The 19,231-nt window shown below is 72.6% G+C and carries 19 protein-coding genes and 1 pseudogene; 8 read left to right on the top strand and 12 right to left on the bottom strand.

The annotated features are described in order from the left end of the window. Positions 1-235 precede the first annotated feature (235 nt). On the bottom strand, positions 236-1,405 hold the full coding sequence (locus IE142_RS09880; RefSeq protein WP_191885336.1) for a lactate 2-monooxygenase: 1,170 nt from the start codon (positions 1,403-1,405) through the stop codon (positions 236-238). 359 nt (positions 1,406-1,764) lie between these two features. Between IE142_RS09880 and IE142_RS09875 the strand changes: the two genes are divergently transcribed. Further along, on the top strand, positions 1,765-2,199 hold the full coding sequence (locus IE142_RS09875; RefSeq protein ID WP_191885335.1) for a protease inhibitor: 435 nt from the start codon (positions 1,765-1,767) through the stop codon (positions 2,197-2,199). A 163-nt stretch (positions 2,200-2,362) separates the two neighbouring features. On the opposite strand, the gene IE142_RS09870 is transcribed toward IE142_RS09875, so the two are convergent. The 9 genes from IE142_RS09870 to IE142_RS09830 form a co-directional block, all read right to left on the bottom strand. Then, positions 2,363-2,596: a CDGSH iron-sulfur domain-containing protein gene (locus IE142_RS09870; RefSeq protein ID WP_043384321.1), complete on the bottom strand. Its 234-nt coding sequence runs from the start codon at positions 2,594-2,596 to the stop codon at positions 2,363-2,365. Next, entirely contained in the window at positions 2,577-3,221 is a 645-nt protein-coding gene (locus IE142_RS09865) for a HemK2/MTQ2 family protein methyltransferase (protein WP_191885334.1), read from the bottom strand. The genes IE142_RS09870 and IE142_RS09865 overlap by 20 nt, the downstream gene beginning before the upstream one ends. 30 nt (positions 3,222-3,251) lie before the next feature. Continuing rightward, a complete protein-coding gene (locus tag IE142_RS09860; RefSeq protein WP_191885333.1) occupies positions 3,252-4,283 on the bottom strand; it encodes an iron-containing redox enzyme family protein in 1,032 nt (343 codons plus the stop codon). A gap of 56 nt (positions 4,284-4,339) precedes the next feature. Beyond that, entirely contained in the window at positions 4,340-4,519 is a 180-nt protein-coding gene (locus IE142_RS09855) for a hypothetical protein (protein WP_100045502.1), read from the bottom strand. A 93-nt stretch (positions 4,520-4,612) separates the two neighbouring features. Beyond that, the gene (locus IE142_RS09850) at positions 4,613-5,626 is read right to left on the bottom strand and encodes a Ppx/GppA family phosphatase (RefSeq protein WP_191885332.1); all 1,014 of its coding nucleotides are present in this window, start codon (positions 5,624-5,626) and stop codon (positions 4,613-4,615) included. Positions 5,627-5,699: 73 nt separating this feature from the next. After that, positions 5,700-8,522 (bottom strand): NHLP bacteriocin export ABC transporter permease/ATPase subunit, encoded by a 2,823-nt coding sequence (locus tag IE142_RS09845; RefSeq protein ID WP_191885331.1) that lies wholly within the window; start codon positions 8,520-8,522, stop codon positions 5,700-5,702. A gap of 1 nt (position 8,523) precedes the next feature. Further along, positions 8,524-10,746: an NHLP family bacteriocin export ABC transporter peptidase/permease/ATPase subunit gene (locus IE142_RS09840; RefSeq protein ID WP_191885330.1), complete on the bottom strand. Its 2,223-nt coding sequence runs from the start codon at positions 10,744-10,746 to the stop codon at positions 8,524-8,526. Further along, positions 10,743-11,549 (bottom strand): HlyD family efflux transporter periplasmic adaptor subunit, encoded by an 807-nt coding sequence (locus IE142_RS09835; protein ID WP_191885329.1) that lies wholly within the window; start codon positions 11,547-11,549, stop codon positions 10,743-10,745. Before IE142_RS09835 ends, IE142_RS09840 begins: the two co-directional genes overlap by 4 nt. Before the next feature lie 99 nt (positions 11,550-11,648). Next, the gene (locus tag IE142_RS09830) at positions 11,649-11,864 is read right to left on the bottom strand and encodes a hypothetical protein (RefSeq protein WP_043384311.1); all 216 of its coding nucleotides are present in this window, start codon (positions 11,862-11,864) and stop codon (positions 11,649-11,651) included. Positions 11,865-12,306: 442 nt separating this feature from the next. Between IE142_RS09830 and IE142_RS39425 the strand changes: the two are divergent. The 7 genes and pseudogenes from IE142_RS39425 to IE142_RS09805 all read left to right on the top strand — a co-directional run. Then, a pseudogene (locus IE142_RS39425) lies at positions 12,307-12,642 on the top strand (hypothetical protein); the annotation flags it as partial. 1,045 nt (positions 12,643-13,687) lie between these two features. Next, positions 13,688-14,251, top strand: a complete 564-nt coding sequence (locus IE142_RS39420; protein WP_502266897.1) for a PP2C family protein-serine/threonine phosphatase — start codon at positions 13,688-13,690, stop codon at positions 14,249-14,251. 29 nt (positions 14,252-14,280) lie between these two features. Then, complete coding sequence (locus IE142_RS39335; protein ID WP_440862267.1) at positions 14,281-14,517, top strand: ATP-binding protein; 237 nt, start codon at positions 14,281-14,283, stop codon at positions 14,515-14,517. A 73-nt stretch (positions 14,518-14,590) separates the two neighbouring features. Then, positions 14,591-15,010 (top strand): CBS domain-containing protein, encoded by a 420-nt coding sequence (locus IE142_RS09820; protein ID WP_191885328.1) that lies wholly within the window; start codon positions 14,591-14,593, stop codon positions 15,008-15,010. Between the two features lie 84 nt (positions 15,011-15,094). After that, a complete protein-coding gene (locus IE142_RS09815; RefSeq protein WP_191885327.1) occupies positions 15,095-15,274 on the top strand; it encodes a hypothetical protein in 180 nt (59 codons plus the stop codon). 175 nt (positions 15,275-15,449) lie between these two features. Further along, a complete protein-coding gene (rfbB, locus tag IE142_RS09810) occupies positions 15,450-16,424 on the top strand; it encodes a dTDP-glucose 4,6-dehydratase (RefSeq protein WP_191885326.1) in 975 nt (324 codons plus the stop codon). A gap of 32 nt (positions 16,425-16,456) precedes the next feature. Next, positions 16,457-16,957: a metallophosphoesterase family protein gene (locus IE142_RS09805; RefSeq protein ID WP_191885325.1), complete on the top strand. Its 501-nt coding sequence runs from the start codon at positions 16,457-16,459 to the stop codon at positions 16,955-16,957. Between the two features lie 263 nt (positions 16,958-17,220). Here the strand turns inward: IE142_RS09805 and IE142_RS09800 are convergent, their stop codons facing one another. Then, a complete protein-coding gene (locus IE142_RS09800) occupies positions 17,221-18,471 on the bottom strand; it encodes a YncE family protein (protein WP_191885324.1) in 1,251 nt (416 codons plus the stop codon). 364 nt (positions 18,472-18,835) lie between these two features. Further along, positions 18,836-19,201 carry a nuclear transport factor 2 family protein gene (locus IE142_RS09795; protein ID WP_191885323.1) on the bottom strand — a complete coding sequence of 122 codons (366 nt, stop codon included), beginning with the start codon at positions 19,199-19,201 and terminating at the stop codon, positions 18,836-18,838. Positions 19,202-19,231 lie beyond the last annotated feature (30 nt).

Genomic DNA, 19,231 nt, shown 5'->3' with positions numbered 1-19,231 from the left:
CGTCGCGGGCACTCCGCCGGGGCGCCGGGCCGCCCCGGGTGCGCGGCTGCCCGCGACGCGGGGGTGACCAGCCACCACGGGACTCAGTGGACGACGGCACCGGGCCTTGCCGGGCGCGGGGCGTGGTGGGCGTGTCCCGCAAGGGCGGCCCGGCCGCCGTTCGAGGGGCCGGGCCGATGTGCGGGGGCGGCGTCGGCCCCGTGAGCGGGCGGGGCGACCGGGGGACCCTCACGGGTCACACAGGGCCCTCGACGAGGTCGGCAGACCTTGGCGTGGCCGGCGAGGCGTGTCCCGACAGGGCCAGGGTGAGGTCGAGTTCGGCGAGCAGGCAGCGGATCACGTGCTCCACGCCGGCCTGTCCGTCGAGGCCCAGACCGTAGACGTAGGGGCGGCCGAGCAGTACCGACCGGGCACCGAGCGCCAGTGCCTTGAAGACGTCGTCGCCGGTGCGCACGCCGCTGTCGAACAGCACGGTGAGCCGGTCGCCGACCGCGTCCACCACCCGTGGCAGGGCGTCCGCCGCAGCGACGGAACCGGCCACCTGACGGCCGCCGTGGTTGGAGACCACCACGCCGTCCATCCCGGCGTCGGCGGCCAGCCGGGCGTCGTCCGGGTGCAGGATGCCCTTGAGGACGATCGGGCCGTCCCAGTTCTCCCGCAGGAACGTCAGATCCGGCCAGGACTTCGCGGGGTCGGAGAACATGCCGACGAAATGCATCACCGCCGCGTTCGGATCCTCGTGGACCGGCTTCGCGAGGCCCGCCCGGAACGCAGGGTCGGAGAAGTAGTTCGCGGTGCCCACCCCGTGCAGGAACGGCAGGTACGCCTGGTCGAGATCGCGGGGGCGCCACGACAGCAGCGGGGTGTCCAGTGTGACGAACAGCGCGCGGTACCCGGCCGCCTTCGCCCGCCCCAGGAAGCTGCGGGCCACCTCGCGGTCCTTGGGCCAGTACAGCTGGAACCAGCGCTCGCCGTCGCCCATCGCCTCGGCCACCTGCTCCATGGGCGTGCTGGAGGCGGAGGAGAGGATGTAGGGCACGCCCTGTGCGGCGGCGGCCCGGGCGGCGGCCGGCTCCGCGTCCGGATGCATGATCGACAGAACGCCGACCGGCGCGAGCGCCAGCGGGGCGGGCAGCGGGCGGCCCAGCACCTCGACCGCGAGATCACGCCGGTGCACGTCCCGCAGCATGCGCGGGACGATCCGACGCCGGTCGAGAGCCGCCCGGTTGGCGCGCGCGGTGCTGCCGTCCCCCGCGCTGCCGGCGACGTACCCGACGGGACCTGGGCCCAGGCGCCGCTCGGTGAGCTCCTCCAAGCGGGTCAGATCCGTCGGCAGGCGCGGAACGGTCCCCGTCATCCCGTTGAGGTAGATCTCGTACTGGAAGTCCGCCCAGTGCTTCGCCATCCCAGGTCCCGCCTCTCGTCGTCGAGTTCGCGCCGCCAGCACCATACCGACGAGTATGTCGGGCCCCGCCGCCAGGGGTGACGGGCATGTTCCGGGGGTGTTTCCGGCCTATTGACGAACGTACGGATCACGCCATCCGGCCAGTTCATGCCTCAAGAACCGATCAAGAACCGGCCCCTTCCGGACTTGGAACGTTCGAATTCCGTGACTTCGCGCCACTGATTCAATACGCAATGTTACCGAAATCCATGGGGTCGAGGTGAGTTTCGGTGCCGGACTCGGCAGACTCGCGCTCGCCGTTCCGGCACCCACCGGGTCGGGCCGGCCACACCCTCATCCCGAGCGGAAGGATGCACACAATGCGGAACACCGCGCGCTGGGCAGCGACTCTGGGCCTGACGGCCACCGCCGTCTGCGGGCCCCTCGCCGGGGCATCCCTCGCCTCCCCGGCCACCGCCCCCGCGTCGCTCTACGCCCCCTCGGTCCTCGTGCTGACCGTGGGGTACGGAGAGAGCGCTGCCATCACCGCACCGGTACGCGCGGTCACCCTGACCTGCGCCCCGAAGGCATCCGGAACCCACCCCGCGGCCGAGGCGGCCTGCGCCGAACTGCGCGGCACGCGCGGCGACTTCGACGCCCTGGGAGGAGACCCCGGCGTCTTCTGCACCCGCGAGTACGCCCCCGTCGTCGTCACCGTCGACGGCGTGTGGCAGGGCCGGCACGTCTCCTACGAGCGCACCTTCGCCAACGAGTGCGTGAAGAACGCGGGCAGCGACAGCGTCTTCACCTTCTAGGACCGGGACCGGCCGCCCGTGCGGCGTGACCGGCGGTTCGCTACTGGGGAGTGCGAGCCGTCACCGCACGGGAGGACGCGGTCCCGCACCGGGGGCGGCGGGCGGAGTGGGGCCGTCCGCCGTTCTCCCCGGAGGGCCGGGAGACCCGGGCTCCTGCTAGGAATCAGGGCTTCGTCGCCGTCGGCCCGTCACCGGATCCGGACGACCTCGCGCGGTGGCTGGTGTCGCACCAGGGGTAGCGCCTGCTGCGCCGGCACGTGCACAGGGCGACCCGGAAGCGGTCGGAGGACACAGTCGTCCCGTCCTCCAACTCCACCTCCACCGGTCCCTCCACCAGCAGCGGCCCCCGGCGCTGGACCTTCACCCGGCGCGGAACGTCAGACGAGGAGTTCGGCACGGACGACCACCAGCTCCTCCTCGTCGTCGGCCAGGGACAGCAGCCCGCGCTGCCGCAGCCAGTGTTCCCGGCCGCGCACCACGGGACCGAAGGCGATCCGCTGCCGCCGGGACACCGCCGCCTTGAGGCCGGCCTCGCGCAGATTCCCGACGGTCCGCTCCGGATCGCTGAGGGCGGACTGCACCAGCAGCAGCACACCGCCGGGACGCAGCAGGCCGGGAACCTCCCGGCAGATCCGGTCCAGGACGAGCCGGCCGTCGTGGCCCGCGTCCCAGGCCCGCGCCGCACCGCGCGGCCGACGGCCGGCGCCGGGCGTCGGCACGTACGGCGGATTGGCCAGCACCAGGTCGAACGTCTCGCCGCGTACGGGCGTGAAGAGGTTGCCGTGCCGGACGCGGACGCGCACCCCGGCCCGCGCGGCGTTCACGCGGGCGGCGCACACCGCGCGCCACGACACGTCCACCGCGGTCACCCGGCCGCCCCGCCGGGCCGCCGCCAGGGCCAGGGCGCCCGTGCCGGTCCCCACGTCGAGTACGGCCGCGCCCGGCGGGAGCGACTCGTCGGACAGGGCCCCGGCCAGCAGGGCGGTGTCCTCCTGAGGGGCGTAGACGCCCGGTAGCACCATGAAATTCACGGAACCCAGGTACCCCGACCGTCACGAAATATGGGACATGCCGGAAGGCGCGCGAGACGGCTCGGGCAGCGGCGTGCGCAGGGACGACCGGCCGGCCCGCCAGTCGGCGAGCAGCCGGGAGCCGAAGCGGTCCTCCAGATACCCGGTGGCGTCGATGCCGAAGGCGACGTCCCCCGCGAGGTGCGGCTCCTGCTCCAGCAGGCCGTCGATCACCTCGTGCCGGACGATCTGCTCGTGCACCGCGTCGGCCTCGACGTGCTCGTCGTAGAAGTGCTCGGCCGCGGGCCCGGCCCCGGTGCGGCGCATCGCCTCGGCCAGTCGCCGCGAGCCGGGCGACGAGGTGATCTCGACCGCCGCGAAATGGCCCACCAGGGCGCCGCGCAGGGACCGGTGCAGCCCGAACAGTGACATCATGTTCACCGTGGCCAGGCACTCGGCCGAGGCCGCGTCGAGATGCCGCCCGTACGTCGTGTCCAGGCCCAGGTCCGTCATCAGGTCCGCGAACAGCCGGGCGTGCACCCGCTCGGCACGGCCGCCGCCGTACTCGTCGAACTCCACCGCCGCCATCGCCGCCTTCGCCCTGCCCCACAGCCGCGGCAGCACCCAGGCGTGCGGATCGGCCTCCTTGAGGTGGTACAGGGACCGCTGGGCCGCGTACTCGCGCAGCTGCCACCACTCGCCCTCGTCCCGCAGGAAGTGGCTGACGCCCTTCCCGTCGACGGGTTCGACGAGCAGCGCCCCGACCGCCTCCTCCACACTGTCGTGCACCGGGGTGTCGGCCCGCAGCGCGGACAGGAAGCGGTCCTCCAGAGCGGCCCGGACACGCAACAGGTCGGGGTCCCACTCCAGGCCGGGGGACACGCCGGCGAAGCCCCGGTAGTGCAGCTCGTAGCACTGGTACAGGGTCAGTTGCAGGTCGTCGCCGTACGGCGACGCGCCGGCCACGGCCTTCGTGGCCGGCAGTGGGCCCGTGCCCAGCAGATACGCGCCGACGGCCGCGGAGAGCGGGCCCCGGGCCGTCGGCGGCAGTGGTCCTTCGCGGTCGATCTCCATGGCGTCGCGAGTACCCGCGGGGCGCCGTGGCACCCCTGCTCGTGCCGGGTGGCGCGTCACTCTCCCTCGGCGTCCTTCTGGGCGCCGGTGTTCGGTGACGTGGCGTCCCCGGCCTCGCCCCGGCGCGGGCCCTCTTCGGCCTCGGCGTCACGGGGCCTGGCCTCCTCGATCTCGCGCAGGACCTCCTCGATGGCGGTCTCGGGCTGCTTGTGGTCGGAATCGCCGTTGCGGGACACGGGTGTCTCCTCTCCTCGTACGGTCGGGTCTCCTCGTACGGTGCGGTCGCTCCGTACGGTGCGGTGCGTGGCCGGCGTGGTCCGCCCGCGCGGTCAGCTCGACGTGCCCGCGATGCGCAGGGGCACCGGGGCGGCCGGGGCGGTCGCCTCGTCGTTGTGGCGGATGACCTCAGCCCACCAGGACGGGCCGTCCTCGATGTGACGGAGCAGGACGCCCTCGCGGATCGCCCAGGGGCAGAGCGTGACCGACTCCAGGCCGGTCAGCTTCATCGCGGTGTGCCCGACCACCGCCCCGGCCAGGCTCTGCGCCGCGCGCGGCGCAGAGATGCCCGGCAGCCGGGTCCGCTCGTCGGCGGTCAGCGCGGCGAGGCGGTCGGCCGCCTCACCCAGGTCCGAGCAGAGCATCCGCCGCTCCACGAACGGACCGTGCCGCCCCGGCGGCGCCCCGCACAGCCGGCCCAACTGCTGGAAGGTCCGCGAGGTCGCCACCGCGGTGCGCGGTCCCTCCCAGCGGATCCGCGCCGCGACGTCCCGCAGCTGATGACGGACCTTGCGGCGCAGCGCCCTGACCTGCTCAGGGGCCGGCGCGTCCGCGCCGCCCGCGAGGAACTCGTGGGTCAGCCGGGCCGCGCCGAGCGGCAACGAGGCGACGAAGTCGGGCAGCCGGCCGCGGCCGAAGGCGATCTCCAGCGAGCCGCCGCCTATGTCGAGCAGCGCGAGGGGCCCGGACCGCCAGCCCATCCAGCGCCGGGCCCCCAGGAACGTCAGCTCCGCCTCCACCTCGCCCGGCAGGGTGCACAAAGCGACGCCCGTACGGTCGCGGACGGTGCACAGCACCTCCCGGCGGTTGGGTGCCGCACGCACCACGGCCGTCGCGAAGGCCAGCGGGCCGGCGGCTCCCCACCGGGCCGCGGTCCTGCTCGCGCCCTCGACCGCCCCGACAAGCCGCTCCACGGCCTCCTCGGGGACCGGATCACCGGGCTTGACCTGCTCGGACAGCCGCAGCCGCCACTTCGCGGTGTGGACCGGCAGCGGCACCCCGCCCTCCGCGTCCGCCACCATGAGCCGGACCGTGTTCGACCCCACATCCACCACGCTGATACGCATGAAGTCGCAGGTACCCATTTCCGGCCGTTCCAAGGGCCGACCCGGCCGGTACGGCCGGAAACTCACGCCCCGGTCAGGCCAGCTGCCGCCGTACCAGCTCGTGCAGCCGGCCGCCCGTGTCGGCGAGCAGCTCGGCCGGCGGGCCCTGCTGGGCGACCTTGCCGTCCTCCATCACGATCACGCGGTCGGCGTCCAGCACCGTGGACAGGCGGTGCGCGATCACCACGCGGGTGGCGTTGAGCGCCTTGGTCGACTCGATCACCCGGCGCTGCGTCTCGTTGTCCAGGGCGCTGGTCGCCTCGTCGAAGAAGAGGACGCGCGGCCGGCGGATCAGCGCCTGCGCGATCATCAGCCGCTGCCGCTGGCCCCCGGAGACCGCGCCGCTGCCCGAGACGATGGTGTGCAGGCCCATCGGCATCCGCTTGATGTCCTCGGCGAGGCCCGCCATCTCCGCCGCCGCCATCGCCTCCTCCGGCGTGTACGGCTCGGTCCCGCAGATGACGTCCAGGATCGAACCGGTGAACGGCTGCGCGTGCTGGAGCACCACCCCGCACTGCCGGCGCACCGCCGACTGGTCGAGCGCGGCCAGGTCCTGGCCGTCGTACAGGACGCTGCCCGACAGCGGCCGGTCGAAGCCGATCAGCAGCCGCAGCAGCGTCGACTTGCCGCAGCCGCTGGGGCCGACGACCGCGACGAACTCGCCCGGCCGCACGTCGAAGGAGACGTCGTCCAGCACCAGCGGACCGTCGTCGGTGTAACGGAACGACAGCCGCCGCGCCTCGATCGCCCCCGACAGCGGCCCCGGCCGGGTGCTGGCCGTGCGCACCTCGGGGGTGGCGTCCAGGACCGGCCTGATCTCCTCGAACAGCGGCAGCGCGGCCACCGCCGACACGAACGCGCCGGTCAGCTGGGTGACCGAGGTCAGCAGCATCGTCACCGACGCGTTGAACGTCAGGAATTCGGCCGCCGACATCGAACCGCGCGCGGGACCGGCCAGCAGCATGAACATCAGCAGGGTGCACAGCGGCAGGTACACCGCGCCCAGCACCGCGTTCAAGTTCTTGACCCGCCCCGCCCGCTGCTGGAGCTCACGGCTGCGCGCGAACTGCTCCGCCCACGCCGCGTACGCGTAGTTCTCGGCCGCGGCCACCCGCAGCTTGGGCAGTCCGCGCAGCGTCTGGAACGCCTGGTTGTTCAGCTTGTTGGTCAGCCGGACCAGCCGCCGCTGCCAGCGCACCTGCCACAGCCCGAGCCCCAGGAACACCGCGGCCACGACCACCAGCATGCCGATCGCGGCGAGCGCCATCGGCACGCTGTACCAGAGCAGCAGCCCCAGGTTCATCGCCCCGACGGTCACCGACTGGGCCACCGTCGGCCCGACACCCGCCAGCAGCCTGCGGATCGCGCTGATGCCCATCGCCGCGCTCGCCAGTTCACCGGTGGAGCGCTCGGTGAAGAACTTCGTCGGCAGCCGCAGCAGCCGGTCCCAGACGGCTGGCTGGAGGGTCGCCTCGATCCGGCCCTCGAGCCGCAGGATGGTGAGGTTCTGCATCAGCATGAAGGCCGCCGCGACGACACTGCTCAGCATCACCGCGAGACACACCTGAACGATCAGTTCCGTCTGGGCCTTCGGCACGAACTCGCCGAGCACCCTGCCCGTCGCGACCGGCACCAGCGCGCCGAGCGCCACCGTCACCAGCCCGGCGAGCAGCAGCCCGGCCAGGTCACGGCGCGTGCCCTGGAGGCAGAACCGCAGCAGCCGCAACGGGCTGAGCCGCCGTTCGGGCAGCGGCCGGTAGAACATCACCGCACGGGGCTCGAACTCCTCGGCGTTCGCCTTCTCCACCGGCGTCTCCCGGCCGGTCGCCGGATGGACGGCCACGTAGCCGCCGCGCCGCCACAGCAGCGCCACCGGCGCCCCCGACAGGGCCCGGTGACCGACCAGCGGTCCGACGTCGTCCCGCCACCAGCGGCCGTCCAGCCGCACGGTCCGGGTGCGCACGCGGGAGGTGACGGCGATCCGTTCCACCGGATCGACCCGGTCGCTCTCGGTGCCGTTCTGGGCGGGCTCGGCGAGCGGGATTCCGGCCGCCCGGGCGACCAGCTTGCAGGCCGCGTACGTGGCGTCGGCGTCGGCGGCCGTACTCCGCCGTCCCGACCGCTTGCCGATGGAGGCCAGCAGCGTCCGGTCGGCCTGGGCGCGCACCGCCTCACCGGCCTTGATGCCGGCCGCCGTGCGGGTCTCGTGCGTCCGCTCCAGCTGCTCGATCCAGCGGTCCAGCGTGGTCAGCAGCCGGTACTGCTGGTCGACCATGCTCTGCCACAGCGCGGGGTCCATCAGCAGGTCGGCGGCCGCCTCGGCGCCGTACGCCGCCCCGTACTGCACGCTGCCCGGCGGCACCTGCATCCAGAACACGTCGTCGTCCGTGGGTGCCGCGGCCCGCTCGGTGGCCATCGGAGCCTGGAACAGGACGGTCAGACTGCGGCCGACCCCCAGGGCGAGGGCGTACTCCAAGGGGCTCGTCTGCGGCGGTACGTACTGCGGGTGGCCGTACTCGTCGTACGACCAGGTCTGGGTGCTCGCGGGCTGGTACAGCTCGCGCAGCCCGATGCGGTGCACCACGCAGTCCCGCAACGGACGGGCGACCAGCGTGTGCTGGGGCCCGGTGACCGGCCCGAGCAGCACCGAGCCCGCCTCCAGCCGGCCCAGGTGGTGCCACTGGCCCTGCTCCTCGGCATCCACCGCGAACAGGTCCACCGCGCCGGACGCCACCAGCCACAGCACCTGCGGCCCCTCCAGGTCCAGGCGGCCGAACCCGGCGCAGTCGAGGCGGGTGCCCAGCGAGCCGAGCGCCCCGAGGACGAGATCGCCCTGGCCTTCGTACACGGTCGTCATCTCAACGCTCCCTGACCAGGGCCGCGTAGGCGCCACCGTGCGCCACCAGCTCCTCGTGCCGGCCCCGCTCCACGACCGTGCCGTGCTGGAGCACGACGATCTCGTCGCTGTCCCGGACGGTGCTGAGCCGGTGCGCGATCACCACACAGGCGCAGCCTCGCCGGCGCAGGTTGTCCATGACCACCAGCTCGGTCTCCGCGTCCAGGGCGCTGGTCACCTCGTCGAGGACGAGGATGCTCGGCCGGCGCACCAGGGCCCGCGCGATCTCCAGGCGCTGGCGCTGCCCGCCGGAGAAGTTGCGGCCGTCCTGCTCGACCCGGCTGTGGATGCCGCCCGGCCGGCGCATCACCACGTCGTGGAGGGCCGCGTCCTTGAGCGCCTCCACCACTGCGTCGTCGGGGACCGACGGGTCCCACAGCGCCACGTTGTCACGCACGGTGCCCTCGAAGAGGAACACGTCCTGGTCGACGAAGGACACGGAGGACGCCAGCGCTCCGCGCGGGATGTCCTCCAGCCGCTGACCGTCGATGCGGATGACGCCGTCCCACGGGGCGTACAGGCCGGAGATCAGCCGGGACACCGTGGACTTGCCGCTGCCCGACCCGCCGACCAGCGCCATCTGCTGCCCGGGTCCGACGGTCAGGTCGAAGCCGGTGAGCAGGGGCTTGTCGAGGGGGTTGTAGCCGAAGGAGACGTTCTGCAGCTCGACGTGGCCGTGCAGCCGCCGGGTGGAGTCGGTGCCGCCCGGCCGGTCGTACAGCGGGTCGGTGCGGAAGTTCTCCACGTCCTTGAGCCGGGCCACGTCGGCCGCGAAGTCCTGGATGCGGCCCGCGACTCCGTTCAGCCGGGTCAGCGGAGCCGTGAAGCGGACCACCAGCGCCTGGAAGGCGACCAGCAGACCGACCGAGATGTGGCCCTCGACGGCCCGCATGCCGCCGATCCACAGGATCAGCCCGCTGTTGAGCGTCGCCAGCGTCGGCGCGACCACGCCCAGCCAGGCGCTCGGCACCCCGAGCCGCTGCTGCTCCTCCAGGGTGGTGGCGTGCTGCCCCGCCCACTTGCGGAAGTAGCCGTCCTCACCGCCGGTCGCCTTCATCGTCTCGATCAGCTGGAGGCCGGTGTACGCGGTGTTGGTCAGCCGCGCGGTGTCCGCCCGCAGCTTCGCCGTACGGGTCGCGCGCAGCCGGATGACGACCCGCATCGCGAGGATGTTCAGCAGCGCCACGCCGATCCCGACGAAGGTGAGCTGGGGGTCGTACGTGTACAGCAGCACGGCGTACAGGACGACCACGATCGCGTCCACGCCCGCCGCCGCGAGGTCGCGGGCCAGGGTCTCGGCGACGGCGTCGTTCGACTGGAGGCGCTGCACCAGGTCGGCCGGGCTGCGCTGGGAGAAGAACGTCACCGGCAGCCGCAGCAGGTGGCGCAGGAAGCGGGCGCTGGAGAGGGTGGAGGAGATGATGCGGCCGTGCAGCAGGTTCGCCTGCTGGAGCCAGGTCAGCACGACGGTGAGCAGTACGCAGGCGCCCATCGACGCGAACAGCACGCCGAGCAGCGAGGTCTGCCCGCCGATGAGGAACATGTCGATGTAGGTGCGGCTCAGCGCGGGCACCGCCGCGCCGACGGCCACCAGCAGCAGGCTCGCCAGCAGGGCGGCGGGGAGCGTGCCCGCGGTGCCGCGCAGCCGGGCCGGCATCGCGCCGAGCACGCCCGGCTTGCGGCCGCCCCGGGTGAAGTCCTCGCCGGGCTCCATGGTCAGTACGACGCCGGTGAAGGAGCCGTCGAACTCCTCCAGGGCCACGAAACGGCGGCCCTTGCCGGGGTCGTTGATGAACACTCCGCGGCGGCCGAAGCGGCGCCCCATGCCGTCGTAGACGACGTAGTGGTTGAACTCCCAGAACAGGATGGCCGGTGCCGTCACCTCGGCGAGCGCGGCCAGGTCCATCTGCATGCCCTTGGCGGTGAAGCCGTAACCGCGGGCCGCCTTCAGCAGATTGCTGGCGCGTGATCCGTCGCGGGAGACGCCGCAGGCGATGCGCAGCTCCTCCAGCGGGACGTGCCGGCCGTAGTGGGCGAGGACCATCGCGAGCGAGGCGGCACCGCACTCCACGGCCTCCATCTGGAGCACGGTCGGCGTGCGCACCGTCTTCGTCCGCGCGCTGGGCGTTGTGCGCTTCGGCGGGGCGGCGCGGCGTCTGCCCCGGGTCTCCTGTGCGGTGCTCACGGCAGCAGCCAATCGACGGGGCGCTCGTCGGCCAGCCGGATCGAACCGGTGGCCATGGTCATGGAGGTGAGTTCGAACGGGGGACCGTCCGCGGACGACCACTCGTAGCCGCTCTTCGTGGACTTCGAGGTGTCCAACCGGACCGTCACGGCCACCGGCCTGCCCTCCTTGGTGAACTGCTCGCCGAGCTGGCTGTCGCCGAGGAACGCGGCGATGGACTGCGCCGACTGCGCCGAGCGGTCCACCGACTTCACCTCTCCGTGCAGCACGCCGTACTGCTGGGCCGGCACCGACTGGACGGTCAGGTCGACGGAGGCGTGCGCGGGGATGGCGGCGGCGTTCTCGGCGGGGACGTAGACGGTGGCGTAAAGGGGGTCGTCGGCGTGGGCGACCTTCTCGACGGCGGCGACGTTCGCGCCGGTCTGGATGATCTGCCCGACCGTGGCGGCGAGCGCGCTGACCCGCCCCGCGTCGATCGTGCGGACCACGGTCTCACCCTCGCTCGTACGCACCTTCAGTACGGGGGCGTCGGCGGGCAGCCGCTGCCCCTGGCGGGCGAGGACCGCGGTGACCTGGCCGGAGACGGGGCTCTGCAGGAGGTAACTGCCCTGGCCGTGGGTGAGGACGGCGGGCGCGCTCACCGTGGAGGCCACCGAGCCGCCCACCGCCCACACGGACGCGGCGGTCATGGCGACCACGGTCACGGAGAGCACCAGCCAGCCCTGCGGGCGGGCGAAACGCACCGGCAGGTCGAGCTCCTCCGGCGACTGGAGTTTGGCGAGGGCCTGTTGGCGGAACTGCACGTCGGACGTATCCCAGTGTGTTGCGAGGAGTCGCTGGCGAACCGCACGAAAAGCCCCGGAGCCTGGATGGCTCCGGGACTCAGCGGCACGGGGGCGCGATCAGAGACCGGCGACCAGGCTGGTGACCGGGGCCGTGTTCAGGCCGGTGACGCCCTCGACGGTGCCGACGGCGGTGTTGACCAGGCCGGAGACCGGGGCGATGCCGTCCACCAGGCCGGTGACGGTACCGACGGCGTTCACGTTCAGGCCGCCGGAGACGTTGTCGAGGTCGGCGTCGGAGATCTCGACGGTCTCAACCTGGGGGGTGGAGTTCATGATGGAACTTCCCTTCATATAGCCATTTTCACAAGGGGGGAGCGGCCCCCTCTGGGGACAGATGACGGCCGCGACCGCGGGCGCCGGGTGCCCGTTTCCGGAGCCTTCCGCGGCCCCCGCGGTGCGTGGATCAAAGCACGCGGCCGGTCCGCCCTTCCAATCAATCACCCCCTCTCACCAGGGAACTTGCAACGCCGGGAGACCCAAGCGTGCAGGCGTGCGCACGCCTTCGCGGCGACTTCTTCACACGGGCCGCGACATCGACCCGTGCGACCCCCTTGCCCGTAGGGAGGCGAATCCGGCACTCCCGCCCCAAAGACGTGCGGTGCGCCGCGGGATTGTGCAGATCCGCCAACGGGGGTGACCGGGTTGGGTATTCGATGTGCAGATTCACTGAAACAGGGATTCCGCTCCGCGATCGGAACAGAGTGTCGCCGACCGAGTGCGGAGGGTGCTGATCCGTGGTGATTGCCCGGCCACGCTGAACGCCTCGTCCGGTCCGTGCGTACCAACAGCCGTCCAGGTGCCCCGGACGGCTGCCGGACCGGCGGTACGGACCCCGTCCCAGGAGGTCGAGAAGGTTGAGTCACAAGCGAATTCCGAAGCGAGGATCGCGATCGCGGCGGGTGGCGCGGTGGCGCTCGGCGCGGCCGCCGTCCTGCTGCCCCACGCCAACGCCTCCCAGGACGGCGAGTCCTCCGGCGACACGGCGGCGGCGCGGAGGACCCTCAAGGCCGCGGACGCGTCGGATCTCGCCTCGCAGCTCGCCGGCCTGCTCGGCGACGCCTTCGCCGGCTCCTACTACGACGCCGACGAGCAGCAGCTCGTCGGCAACGTAGTGCCCGGCGAAGACAACCAGGTCATCGTGCAGGCGAAGAAGGTCGGCGCCGACGTCCGCGAGGTCGACAACAGCATGGGCGAGCTGCGGACCGGCGCGCGGACCCTGAAGTCCGAGGCGACCATCCCGGGCACCTCGTGGGCGATCGACCCGCGTACCAACAAGATCCTGGTCACCGCCGACAGCACGGTTGCCGGCGCGGACTGCGGCTTCTCCCTCGCCGCCCTGCCGGTGCGCGGCGACGGTGGCGGCTGCCTCCTCGCCCTGACCGAGCGCCCGGAGGGCTTCGAAACCGAGGACCGCGCGTGCCTCGAGCTGATCGCGGACGCCGTCGCCTGCCCCGCCCCGGCCGTGGCCGTCGAGGGCGAGGACCTGCGACCGGGGGCCTTCTCCCTGGCCATGGACACTGGCCGGGTCGAGATCGGTGACGACATCCTGCGCCTGTTCGGCCTCGCGCCCGGCGAGTTCGACGGCAAGGTCGAGACGCTGCTCGGCCTCACCGTGCCCGAGGACCTGCCCTCGCTCATGTCGGTGACGGAGGCCGACCACATGTCCATCGGCGACCGCGAACTGGAGTTCCGCGTGCTCCAGCCGACCGGTTCGCCCAAGTGGCTGCGGCTCAGCGGGCGCCTGCTGCCCGGCGGCGAGGGCCGGCCCGCCCGCCTCGTCGGCACCGTCGCCGACGCCTCCACCCTGCGCCCCGACGTGACCGACGTGGCCCGGGTCCAGCGGCTGGCCGCCGCGCTGGCCACCGCCGGCACCGTGCGCGACGTCAGCCAGGCCGTGGTCGCAGCCCTGCGCAGGCCGCTGCGGGCCGACCGGATCGCGCTGGCCGAGCTGGAGAGCGACCGCCTCGTCGTCACCGTCCTCGACCCGCCCGAGCCCGAGTCCTGGCCCGAGCTGTGGCGGACGGAGTGGCGCACCGAATGGCCCGACGCGCCGGTGCGGGCCATGCCCACCCTCGCCGCCGCGCTGCGTGAGGGCCGTGCCCGGATCTGGCCGGCCGGCACCGGCGACCCTGGAACCCGCCCTCGCCGAGGTAGGCCCCGGCGGCCTCGCCGTACTGCCGCTGCCCGCCGGCGGCCGCATGGCCGGCGCGTGCCTCATCGGCTGGGACACCGCGCACGACTTCGGTCCCGACGAGCGCGCCCTGCTCACCGCCTCCGCCGGCCTCGCCGGTCAGGCCCTGATGCGCGCCCACGCCTTCGACGCCGAGCACGAGCTCGTCGGCATGCTCCAGCGCCAGCTGCTCCCGCGCCGCCTGCCGAAGCTGCCCGGCGCGGTCGCCGTCGCCCGCTACCTGCCCAGCACGGCCGGACTGGAGCTGGGCGGCGACTGGTACGACGTGATCCCGCTGCCCGACCACCACGTCGCCCTCGTCATCGGCGACGTCCAGGGGCACAGCGCCGGTGCCGCCACCCTGATGGGACAGATGCGCACCGCCCTGCGCGCCTACGCCGCCGAGGGCCACCCGCCCGACGTGGTGATCTCCCACGCCAACCGGCTGCTGATGGACATGGAGACCGACCTCTTCGCCGCGTCCTCCTGATCGTCTCCGAACTGGTCACCAACGCCCTCGTGCACACCGACGGCCGGGTCCGCCTCGACCTCGCCCTGATCAACGGCCGGCTGCGCGTCGCGGTCGCCGACGTCTCGCCCCGTACGCCCGTCAAGCCGACCAGCATCGGCTGGGAGGCCACGGGCGGGCGCGGCATCCTCCTCGTCGAGGCGATGTCGGCCACCTGGGGGACCCTGCCGGTCAGCGGCGGCAAACAGGTCTGGAGCGAGATTCCGGTGGGCCGCGGCCCGAACTGAGGTGCCGGAACCGCCCGTCCGGGTACCCGCCCCGCACACCCGACCGGCGAGCAGGAGAACGAGGGATCACATCATGACCCAGTACGTCCGCGACATCATGACCGGCCACCCGGTGACCGTGGAGCCGCAGACCTCCGTCACGGCGGTGGCCCGCATCATGCGCGACCGGGACCTCGGCGCCGTCCTGGTCACGGACGGCGACGAACTGCGTGGGCTGGTCACCGACCGTGACCTGGTGATCCGGTCCGTCGCGGAAGGCGGCGACCCGGAGCGGACCACCGTGGCCGGCGCGTGCAGCGACGACCTGGTGACCGTACGGTCCGACGAGGAGCTGAACCACGCCGTCGAGCTCATGCGCGACCACGCCGTGCGCCGGGTGCCGGTCGTCGACGACGGCCGCCCCGTCGGCATCGTCTCCCTCGGCGACCTGGCCATGGAGCGCGACCCGGAGTCGGCGCTGGGCGACATCAGCGTTGCCCGGCCCAACCCGTAGGCCCCGTGCGCCCGGAGTTTCACGACATCGCGCGCGGGGACCCGGTGGGCGATGGTGCCGGAAACAGAAGGAAGATGATGCTCCGTGACCACGGACACCAGTGAGAAACCCGTCGTCCGTCGCCTGGAGACGGGCTGGTCCGAGGCCCGCCGCCTGCGCGGCCGGGGCGTGTTGCGCACCTGGGTACCGGCCGTCGAGGACGGCAGCGTCGCACGCGCACCGCAGACGGGTCGGGAGTCGAACATCGTCCGGGGCGAAGACTGAACCGAACGGTCCCCCGGGACGGTGGAGACGACCCAGCGCGCCGGCCGTGTGCCGGCGCGGTGCACGTCCGGGCCGCGGGCCGCCGACAGCGCGGGACACGCGGGTAACGTCGGCCAAGCCCTCCCCGGCCCGTACCGCCCGCCCCCGTCCGACTCCAGCAAGGCGCACACCGTCCATGAACCTCCTGGTCACCGGCGCAGCCGGATTCATAGGCTCCCGATACGTCCGTGCGCTGCTGGCGTCCGACACGCCCGAGCAGACGCGGATCACGGTCCTGGACAGCCTCACCTACGCCGGCACCCTCGACAATCTCGAACTCGGCCGTCCCGGACTGGAGTTCCTGCACGGCGACATCCGCGACGCCGCGCTGGTCGACCAGCTGATGGCCGACACCGACCAGGTGGTGCACTTCGCCGCCGAGTCCCACGTGGACCGTTCGATCGACGCCGCCGCAGACTTCGTGCTCACCAACGTCGTCGGCACCCAGACCCTTCTGGACGCGGCCCTGCGGTACGGCGTGCAACCCTTCGTGCACGTCTCCACCGACGAGGTCTACGGCCCGGTCGAGTCCGGCTCCGCGACGGAGGAGCACCCGCTGCGGCCCAGTTCCCCGTACGCCGCCTCCAAGGCCTCGGCCGACCTGCTCGCCCTCTCCTGCCACCGCACCCACGGCCTGGACGTCCGGGTGACCCGCAGCTCCAACAACTACGGCCCGCACCAGTTCCCCGAGAAGCTCGTGCCGCTGTTCGTCACCCACCTCCTCGACGGCCGACGGGTCCCGCTGTACGGGGACGGGCGCAACGTCCGGGCCTGGCTGCACGTGGACGACCACTGCCGGGGCGTCGACCTGGTCCGGACCCGGGGCCGGGCCGGGCAGGTCTACAACATCGGCGGCGGCACCGAGCTGACCAACCGAGAGCTCACCGGCCTGCTGCTCGACGTCTGCGGGGCCGGCTGGGACCGGGTCGCGTACGTCGCGGACCGCAAGGGCCACGACCTGCGCTACTCGGTCGACTGGAGCAAGGCCCGTGACGAACTCGGCTACCGCCCCCGCCGCGACTTCCCGGCCGGGCTGGCCGACACCGTCGCCTGGTACCGGGACAACCGGGCCTGGTGGGAGCCGCTCAAGCGCCGAATCGCCGGGGAGTGAAGAACCGAGGGCCCGGCGTCTACGCTGAGTCCGTGCGACTGCTGCTCATGTCCGACACCCACCTGCCGAAGCGGGCGAGGCAACTGCCGGCGCCGCTGCTGGCGGAGATCCCCCGCGCCGATGTCGTCGTCCACGCGGGGGACTGGGTCGACACGGCCACCCTCGACCTGCTGGAGAGCCGCAGCCGCAGGCTCGTCGGCGTGTACGGCAACAACGACGGGCCCGGCCTGCGTGCCCGGCTCCCCGAGGTGGCGTACGCCGACCTCGGCGGCCTGCGCCTCGGCGTCGTCCACGAGACGGGGGCCGCGCAGGGGCGCGAGCGCCGCTGTGCCATCCGTTTCCCGGACCTCGACGTCCTGGTCTTCGGGCACAGCCACATCCCCTGGGACACCACCGCCGACACCGGCCTGCGCCTGCTCAACCCCGGCTCGCCGACCGACCGCCGTCGCCAGCCGTACTGCACCTACATGACGGCCACGGTCGCCGAGGGCCGGCTGCGGGACGTCGAACTGCACCGGCTGCCGCGGCGGTAGGACGCCCTTGAGCGAGCCGGTGGAAGGCGGACCGGGGAAACGGAAGGGGCGGCGCCCACGAGGGCACCGCCCGGTGCGGACCGGGCCGCTCCGTGTCGGGGGGAAGCGGCCCGGGCGCTTCTGGAGTGCGCTGTCACGGACCTCCTTCCGAAGGCGGTGATGCCGAGGACTGCATGCCTCATCCGTTGTCGGCCGACTACCCGTCCCGGGCGTCCCCACACACGTGTGTTCCTGACTTCCCGGCCCTCGGCCGCGCGCCCGCTTCAGCCGGCGGAGGGCCCCGTCCAGCCCGTCGCCACATGCCCGATCCGGACCCGCTGAGGGTGGTCGCCCACCGGGACGGACACCGACTTCTCGCCGGTGGCGAAGTCGATGGCGGTCACCTGGTCGGCGCCGCTCTCGGAGACCACGCAGTGGGTGCCGTCGCCGCTGACCGTGGCCCAGTACGGCTTGGCGGCGGCGACGAGCGGGCCCTCCCGCAGGGACGCGCGGTCGACGACCGTCGCGTAGTCGTCCATGGTGCCCGCCACGCACAGCTTGGTGCCGTCCGGGCTCATGGAGATGCCGTGGTGCCGCGAGTCGTTGACCCAGGTGGTGCGGTCCTCGCTGGTGGCCGGGTTCTTCGGCAGGGTCTTCGTGCGGGCGATCCGGTCGGTGGCGATGTCGTACTCGAAGAAGCCGTTGAAGAACGAGACCTGGAAGTACAGTTTGGACTCGTCGGGCGAGAACGCGGCGGGCCGTACGGCGTCGGAGTGGTCGCCGAGACCGATCGCGTCCAGGCGCTCGCGCATGTCGATCACCTTGACCTGCTCGTACGTCGCCGCGTCCACGACGGTGATGCGCCGGTCGCCCTTCGTCCAGTCCAGCCAGGGGGCGTCGAGCGCGGTGTTCACCTCGCCGATGGACATGTTCCAGATGTACTTGCCGTCGCGGGTGAAGATGTTCTCGTGCGGCTTGTCGCCCGTGCCGAACGAACCGAGCTCCTCACCTGTCTCGATGTCCAGCACGTGCACGGTGTCGGACGTGGAGGCCGACACCGCGACCCGGGTGCCGTCGGGGGAGACCGCCATGTGGTCGGAGCGGTAACCCGACACGGGGAAGCGCCAGTTGATCTCACCGGTGGCGAGATCGACGGAGACGACGTCCGCGAAGCTCGGCCGGGAGACCACCACCGACGCGCCGTCGGGCGTCGAGTACATGTCGTCGACGAGTTGGTCGTGTCCCTCGCCGACGCTGTTGCGGACGGCCTGGAAGTAGATCCACTTGATCGGGTCGGCGTTGATCTCCGCCATCCGCTCCGTCTTGTCCGGGACGACGTCGATCCGGCCGATCCTCGCGAAGTCGCCGGTGGACCGGATGACGTCCGCGGTGCCCTCCCAGTTGTTGCCGACGAACATCACCTCGCGCAGGCCGGCGGGGGTGTCCGGGGAGGACGCGGCGGTGGTCGCCGGGGCGGCGAGGGTGAGTGCGAGGGCGGCGACGGCGTGAAGGTGCCTGGTTCCGAAGGCAGGCATGCTGCTCTCCTCGGGCAGTGGGCGTGGTGGGGGCGATGGCGCGCGAAATCTGGACACAGCAGCTTTCACAGTGAACTTACTGCAAAGTAAGGAAGGGGGGCCTTTCCCACAAGAGCGCGTACACGACAACGCCCGACTGCTTCCCGACGCCGCGCTCCAGCTTTTCGGCGACGTCTCCGGGCACCTTGCCGCGACTGTGGCCGGACCCCTCAGTGAGGCCGCAGGGTCCGGCTACTCGCCACCGGCCCGGGGGCACGCATCACCCGGGCGCGGTGGGCCGCCCCGGCGGGCATCGGTCAGCAGTCGGTATCGCAGCGCGCACCCGCTCCGTACTCGCCGCGCGGCCCCTGCCGACACGCCCCGGCTACTCGTCCCAGGCCTGGATGGTGGTCTGCTCGACGATCTTGCCGTCCCGCAGCGACAGCATCGACTCGGCGAGCACCCGCACGCCGTCGGGATACGTGCACTCCTCGGTGAACGCGACGTTGTCGCCCTGCACGACGCAGCGTTCCAGCCGGTGTGTCATGTCGCGGCTGTACACGTCGTCGAGCATCTCGGCGATCTCCTGCCGGCCGTGCAGGACCTTGGGACGGCTGGGCTGGTCGTACCGGTCGACGACGCGCACCTCCGCGTCCTGTGCGTAGAGCGACACAAGGGGTGCCGCCGTCTCTCCCTCGATGCCCCGGCGCAGCGCTTCGATGTCGAAGCCGGAGCCTGCCGTGGTGCCCATGACGACCTCCTTCGAAGGCCGCGGCCAGGG

It is taken from the genome of Streptomyces mutabilis (genome assembly GCF_014649815.1).
Taxonomy (GTDB): Bacteria; Actinomycetota; Actinomycetes; order Streptomycetales; family Streptomycetaceae; genus Streptomyces; species Streptomyces mutabilis.
Note: the sequence above shows the minus strand (reverse complement) of the source record. Positions and strands in the feature narration are given on the sequence as shown.